2 protein-coding genes are annotated in these 2229 nt (G+C 68.3%); both read right to left on the bottom strand.

Annotated elements, in window-relative coordinates; translation table 11 throughout:
- Positions 1 to 984: SPFH domain-containing protein (locus ACOADB_RS02045; RefSeq protein ID WP_378596243.1), on the bottom strand; the 984-nt coding region annotated here is incomplete at its 3' end.
- A 176-nt stretch (positions 985 to 1160) separates the two neighbouring features.
- Positions 1161 to 1970, bottom strand: coding sequence for a translation elongation factor Ts (gene tsf, locus ACOADB_RS02050; RefSeq protein ID WP_378596244.1), 810 nt, complete (start codon positions 1968 to 1970; stop codon positions 1161 to 1163).
- Positions 1971 to 2229: the final 259 nt, after the last annotated feature.

The following is a 2229-nucleotide window of genomic DNA, read 5'->3' on the forward strand; positions in this document are numbered from 1 at the left end:
CGCCATGCCCATCCCGATCAGGCCACCCGGTCCGGCGTTCTCGCCCGCCGCCTCGACACCGGCAGCGACGGACGCCTGCAGGTTCGCGTTGCCGCGGGAGCCGGACAGGGCGTCGGCACGCTGGACGTTCTTGAGCAGCTCACGGGTGTTGGCGTCGTACTCGATGGAGATGATCGCCGTCTTGACGATCTCGAGGCCGCGATCGGTCCGCCACTGGTAGTTGGCCTCGACGGCCGCGGACAGCGACTGGGCGAACCCGATCGAGTCCTGCTGGAGCTTCGTGATCCGGTTCCCCTTGGCGGGGTCGTTGGTGTACATCGAGAACGCCGGCGCCAGGGAACCCACGACCTCGTTGAACAGCTGCTCGCCCGCGGGGTTGTCGATGTCGGTGAAGTCGAAGGTCGCGTGCCCGCTGATGACCTCGGCCGGGACGAAGTTGCGGATGAAGGTGAGCGGGTCGGTGATCTTGAGCGTGTAGGTGCCTCGCGTGATCGCGCCGACCTGGGTGTTGAGGAAGGAGTCGTCCCAGTAGATCTCGGACTGCGTCCCGAACTTGTTGTTGGGCAGCTCCTTGAGCGTCACGAACACCGCGGACTGCTGGGCCGAGGGCCGGCCGCCGAACTTGAAGCGCTCCCAGCTCTGCTTGATCAGGGAGTCGACGAGGCCGCCGCCGGAGAACACCGAGCTCGAGGCCGGGTCGTCGGAGTTCCAGATGTAGGCGCCGGGCTCGGCGGCGAAACCGGTGAAGGCGCCGTCCTCGAGCAGGACCAGGCCGTAGCCCTCGGGCACGATGATCTTGGAGCCGTTGGTGATCACGCCTTCGGAGCCGCTGGTGTTGCTGCCGCGGCCTGCGTTCTGGCCCTTGGCGACGGCCGGGAAGATCGCGACGGTCGAGCCGACGCCGTCCGGAACGCCGTAGAAGTCGAGCCACTGGTCACCGAGCGTGCCGCCGATGGCGCCGATCGCAGCCTGAATGAGTCCCACTGAAGCTCTCCTTCACCAGAAACGAAAGCGCCCGCGCTGGTACGCACGCACCGCACCGACTGATGTCCGTTGTCGGCGAGCGCAAACCTACCCTCAGGACTAAACGTCCGCTCAACAAAACGGACGAACGGCCGGCCCCCACGATGCGTGGGGACCGGCCGTTCGATGGACCTGCGTCAGGCGCCAACCTCGAAGCGGGCGAACCGCGACACGGTGGTGCCGGCGGCGTCGAGGACGGCCTTCACGGTCTTCTTCGACTCCGAGACCGACTCCTGCTCGAGCAGGACGATCTCCTTGAAGAAGCCACCGATGCGGCCTTCGACGATCTTCGCGACGGCAGCCTCGGGCTTGCCCTCCTCGATCGTCTTCTTGGTGAGGACGTCCTTCTCGGCGGCGACGATGTCGGCCGGGACCTCGTCACGGGTGAGGTACTGCGCCTTGAGCGCAGCGACCTGCATCGCGGCACCGCGAGCGGCGGCCTCGTCACCTTCGTAGGCGACCATCACGCCGACGGCCGGCGGAAGGTCGGCCGAACGCTTGTGCAGGTAGACCGCGACTGGGCCGTCGAAGTACGCGACGTTGCCGAGCTCGATCTTCTCGCCGATGGTGATGGCGAGGCCCTCGACCACCTGGCCGACGGTGCTGTCACCGAGCGGCAGGGCCTTGGCGGCCTCCGTGTCGGTGGCCTTGCCCGCGTCGATCGCCTCGGCGATCTGCTGGGCGGTGGCGATGAAGTCCTCGTTCTTCGCGACGAAGTCGGTCTCCGACTTCAGCTCGATGAGCGCGCCACCGGCGTTGGCGACGAGGCCGGCGGAGGCCTCGCGCTCGGCGCCGCGGGCGGCAGCCTTGGCGGCACCCTTGACGCGGAGCAGCTCGACGGCCTTGTCGAAGTCGCCGTCGGTCTCGTCGAGCGCCTTCTTGCAGTCCATCATCCCGGCGCTGGTGAGCTCGCGGAGCTTCTTGACATCAGCAGCAGTGAAAGCCATGGGGATCCTCCCTCGGATCAGATCGTGGATGAGGGGAAGCGCGACGCCAGTTCATCACGCAGCGTCACGCTCCCCCTCGATGTCGAGTTGGTGACTCTCAGGCCTCGGCCGGAGCGTCGGCAGGCGCCTCGGCGGCGTCAGCGGCAGGAGCCTCGGCGGCGGGCGCCTCGACGACCTCGGCAGCGGGAGCGTCGGCGGCGGGCGCCTCGGCAACCGGCGCGTCAGCGGCGGGGGCAGCGTCGGCGGCGGGGGCAGCGTC

It is taken from the genome of Nocardioides sp. CPCC 206348 (assembly GCF_048654705.1).
In the GTDB taxonomy this organism is placed as follows: domain Bacteria; phylum Actinomycetota; class Actinomycetes; order Propionibacteriales; family Nocardioidaceae; genus Nocardioides.